This is a genomic window from Moorena sp. SIO3B2, assembly GCF_010692525.1.
Taxonomy (GTDB): Bacteria; Cyanobacteriota; Cyanobacteriia; order Cyanobacteriales; family Coleofasciculaceae; genus Moorena; species Moorena producens.
This window is the reverse complement of sequence record NZ_JAAHHE010000429.1, coordinates 1-4574: the sequence shown is the minus strand read 5'-3', so window position 1 is coordinate 4574 and position 4574 is coordinate 1. Positions and strand designations below refer to the sequence as shown.

General features: G+C 43.9%; 5 protein-coding genes. 4 read left to right on the top strand and 1 reads right to left on the bottom strand.

Annotation, left to right across the window (positions count from 1 at the left end):
- The first annotated feature begins 158 nt into the window (after nt 1-158).
- The 4 genes from F6K38_RS35380 to F6K38_RS35365 all read left to right on the top strand — a co-directional run bounded on the left by F6K38_RS35380 (nt 159) and on the right by F6K38_RS35365 (nt 3411).
- Complete coding sequence (locus tag F6K38_RS35380) at nt 159-905, top strand: spondin domain-containing protein (RefSeq protein WP_287359760.1); 747 nt, start codon at nt 159-161, stop codon at nt 903-905.
- Nucleotides 906-1033: 128 nt separating this feature from the next.
- Nucleotides 1034-1270: a hypothetical protein gene (locus F6K38_RS35375; protein ID WP_287359759.1), complete on the top strand. Its 237-nt coding sequence runs from the start codon at nt 1034-1036 to the stop codon at nt 1268-1270.
- A gap of 20 nt (nt 1271-1290) precedes the next feature.
- Nucleotides 1291-3045, top strand: coding sequence for an ABC1 kinase family protein (locus tag F6K38_RS35370; RefSeq protein WP_287359757.1), 1755 nt, complete (start codon nt 1291-1293; stop codon nt 3043-3045).
- Between the two features lie 114 nt (nt 3046-3159).
- Nucleotides 3160-3411, top strand: coding sequence for a hypothetical protein (locus F6K38_RS35365; protein WP_287359756.1), 252 nt, complete (start codon nt 3160-3162; stop codon nt 3409-3411).
- Here the strand turns inward: F6K38_RS35365 and F6K38_RS35360 are convergent.
- Nucleotides 3408-4571: a hybrid sensor histidine kinase/response regulator gene (locus F6K38_RS35360; RefSeq protein ID WP_287252435.1), complete on the bottom strand. Its 1164-nt coding sequence runs from the start codon at nt 4569-4571 to the stop codon at nt 3408-3410. The genes F6K38_RS35365 and F6K38_RS35360 overlap by 4 nt on opposite strands.
- Nucleotides 4572-4574: the final 3 nt, after the last annotated feature.

Genomic DNA, 4574 nt, shown 5'->3' with positions numbered 1-4574 from the left:
ACACTCTACGGATAATGATGTAGCTGTATAGATAGTTGAGCAACACACTCATTGACAAATCTACCATATTGATCTCATTGATCAGAATCACCATGAAGCATTCAATTATTAAATCACTCAAAATCGTCACCATGGTTACGGTAACCTCTACACTAGCCATGGCATCTAGCGCAACAGCAGCTACCCTCAAGGTGACAGTTGAAAGCCTGGCACCAGAAAACGGCACGTTATTGGCTCCAGTCTGGGTAGGTTTCCATAATGGTTTGTTTGATATTTATGATCGGGGTGAGGCAGCTTCACCAGGACTTGAGCGCATTGCTGAGGATGGCAATGCCGCAGTGCTTAGTGAAGAGTTTTTTGCTAGTGGTGCGGGTTCAGTTGATGGTGTAATTCCTGGTCCAAATGGTCCAGTTGCTTCTGGGGATATTGCCAAAGCCACATTTACTGTAGATTCTACTAGCCGTTACTTCAGCTACGCGGCAATGATTCTCCCCAGTAATGATGCTTTCATTGCTAATGGCAACCCCTTGGCTTTTGAGATTTTTGATGAAGAAGGTAATTTCACTGGAGCTGACTTTACCGTTCTCGGTTCTCAAGTTCTGGATGCGGGTACGGAAGTTAACGACGAGCAGGAGACGACTACTCCCTTCTTGGGTCAAACTATTCCTGATACCGGTACACCAGAAAACGGAGTAGTTAGCCTGCATCCAGGTTTTATCCCAGGTGGACCGATTTTATCAAGTGAGACATTTGCTCAAGCTGACTTCACAGTGGATGGCTACCAGATAGCACGTATCAAAGTCGAGAAGGTGCCAGAATCTTCTACTACTGGAGGATTACTTGCTATCGGTGGGTTGTTATGGCTGGGTAGCCGCTGGCGTCAGAGTCTTAACAGATTCGCGTAAATCCCTTTGGCAATTGACCATTGAAAATTTTCAATTTTCCCTTCTTGATTAACAACAGTATAAAAATAACTAGTTCACTAGACTCAAGATACATGCGATCGCTTAAATCTCAGGCTTGACTTGGCATAGTGCGATCGCTTTTTTTAAACCAGTCTAGGGAAACTCAACACTGGCACGGCATCCATCAATATTTCCCGCTCTTGACGACACCCGACACCCGACTCCCGACTCCCGACACCCGACACCCGACTCCCGACTCCCGACTCCCGACTCCCGACTCCCGACTCCCGACTCCCGACTCCCGACTCCCGACTCCCCTTGACCAACCGCAAAGTTCAAGAGATAATTTTCTTGTAATTATTTAACAAATCTTAAAATACTAACCTTGCAGTACGAGCCAAGAACCATTTCTGACTACTACCGCCAGCGTTCTCGGCTAGTCTGGGGGCGCAGGATAGCTTTAGTAGGGGCACTGATTACCTTTAGCATCAGGCTAGCGTGGGATTTCGTCACCGGTAGCCTTACCCAAAATCAGCCTCAACGAGCCTGGGAATTTCGCGAAAAGCTGACTGAACTTGGTCCAACCTTCATTAAATTGGGACAAATCCTTTCCTGTCGTCCGGATATTGTTCCTCCTATTTATTTAGAGGAACTCACTAAATTACAAGACCAATTACCTCCTTTCCCTAATCATATTGCCTATCAGTTAATTGAAGAAGAATTAGGGGATAACTATAACAACATCTATGGCTCACTGATCGAAAAACCGGTAGCTGCTGCTTCCCTAGGACAAGTGTACAAAGGGACACTCAAAACTGGTGAAATAGTAGCAGTAAAGGTGCAACGCCCTGGTCTGGTAGAGTGTATTTCCCTAGATATCTATATCCTGCGGAAAATAGCAGCATGGGCGCAAGAATCAATATCCTTTGTTCACAGCGACCTAGTAGCACTTATAGACGAACTAGCTATTAGCTTGTTTGAAGAAATGGACTATACCCAGGAAGGTCGCAATGCGGAACGATTTGCCGAACTTTACGGTGACATTAACAATATCGCTGTACCACGTATATACTGGCAATACTCGGGGCGGCGGGTGTTAACCATGGAGTGGATCACTGGGACTAAATTGACGGAACTAGAAACCATTAAAGCCCAGGGATTAGACCCGAATACCCTGATTGATGTAGGATTTCAGTGTTGCTTGCGGCAACTTTTAGAAGAAGGTTACTTCCATGCTGACCCTCACCCAGGCAATTTATTGGCTACCCCTGATGGGAAATTGGCTTATCTTGACTTTGGCATGATGAGCTCAGTAGAACCGTCTTATCGGTATCGCTTACTGGAATCGGTTGTCCATATTGTTATTGGTGATTTTGAAGGTTTAGCACAAGACTATAAGAAACTCGACTTTTTGCCACCGGAGACAGATGTGACCTCGCTGATTCCTGAACTCACTGATATTTTTGGTGGGGTGATGGAAGCTACTGTGTCAACATTCGGCTTTAATCGTATTATTCGGAAGCTATCCCCGTTACTTTATAAATATCCATTTAAATTACCCACTTACTACCTCCTGATTTTCCGCAGTGCCGCTACCTTAGAAGGGATAGCAATTAAGCTCAATCCTAATTTTCAGCCCTTCAATGAAACGTATCCCTATGTTGCCCAACGGCTGTTAACGGATTCATCACCCCAATTAAGGACTTGTTTACAAGAGATTGTGTATCAAGATGGTGGAATTCAATGGCATGTTTTGGAGGATTTATTAGGTCAGGTGCGCACAAGTAGGCAGTTTGATATTAGTGCGCTCTTACACCAGGGGTTAGAATTTCTCTACTCCGAGCAAGGGAGTATATTGCGTAATGCTCTTGTTGAAGAGATGGTTACCAGTTTAGAAAATCTTTCATACAAGACTCTTGGCCAGATAACTGCATCGGTGGGCTTGGCAGTTAATGTAACTGGAAAATTAGAGTCTCCTAACCTGGAGCGGATGGAAAAGATTGGGGCTATGATTATTGAATCCTCTAGGTTTGACCTAGAATCGGTACCAAAGATGCTGGAACTTTTGTTAAAGCAGGAAACTCAACGGCTAGGTCAACAAATTGCTTCCGAAATTGCCAGGCGGATGTTTCGGTTATAACTTTTTATTAGTCAGTTGCTGTGGATTAGGATAATCAGTATAATCAAATTGTACTCAGTATTCAAATATCAAGTTAATGCTGATAGCTGAATACTGATAACTCAATGATTACCTTTGGGATTGGCCGTAGCCCAGCCTACGCGAACGCATCTTAATTCTCAATTCTCAATTCTCAATTCTCAATTCTCAATTCTCAATTCTCAATTCTCAATTCTCAATTCTCAATTCTCAATTCTCAATTCTCAATTCTCAATTCTCAATTCTCAATTCTCAATTCTCAATTCTTCATTCTCAATTCTTCATTCTTCATTCTCAATTCTTCATTCTCAATTCCCGATTCCCGATTCCCGATTCCCTAAAACCTAATACGGTAACCTAACGGTAAATGTACTACCCTCTCCCAACTGACTCTTGAGAGAAATCTCACCACCATGAGCTTCCACACACTGTTGAACAATAGCTAGTCCTAAGCCACTACCAGGAATTGTGCCAACATTGCTAGCACGATGGAAAGGCTGAAACAGTTGCTGTTGGTCTTCTGGGGGAATGCCCATACCCTGGTCTTGAATTCTGAAGATAACACATTCTGTCTGAGCAATCAGTTCAAACTGAACGGTTCCCCCTGTGGGTGAGTACTTAATAGCGTTGGCGAGCAAATTACTAAAAATGTGTCGCAGCAATCGTTCATCCCATAGCGCTTCCCTCAATTCCCCTTGACTGGTAAAAACTAGCTGATGGTTGTTGTTGGTACTGATTTGTAACTCTTCCACTAATTGGTGACAAAAGCGTTTCAAATCCAACCGAGTAGGTTGACACAGGAGTCTACCGGAATCAGCTTTACTGATTAATGAAACCTCATCCAACAACTGGGCCATGTTTTTGATGGCCGAGCGAATTAGCCGCAAATGAACCAGTTTTTTTTCTTGAGGTAATTGTTCCTCTTTGTCTTGGAGCAATCCAGAACAAAGGAGGATTGTATTTAAGGGATTACGAAAGTCGTGAGAGAGCATGGAAACAAATTCAGCTTTGCGCTGGTTGACTTCTTTGGCTCTAACCAACTCAGCGGTTTGTTCCTGAACCTGACTTTCTAGGGCTTGATTTTCTTGTCGTAATGCAACTGCTGCCTGCTTACGTTCAATAGCATAGCGCAAGGAACGAACCAGCATTTTTGCCTTGACTTGCCGCTTGACTAGATAATCTTGTGCTCCCTGACGAACTGCCTCAATGGCTAATTCATCATCATTGGTATTGGTTAGCACTACAATCGGTAAACTAGGCGCTTGCTTGATCAAGGGTCCGAGGGATGCTAGTCCGTGGCTGTCCGGTAGAGTCAGATCTAACAAGATCACATCGTAGGGAATTGAGATTGCTCTAGCCTGAGCGATTTCCTGGAGTGCATCCCGCAACCGCTTGACATGAACTAGACTAAAGTGCCTGAACTGAGCTTCTTTCAAAAACTCTTGTAACAATCTGGCTTCTGCCAGGTTGTCCTCAATTAACAAGATTTTTACTGAGCCTTCAGGCATTAC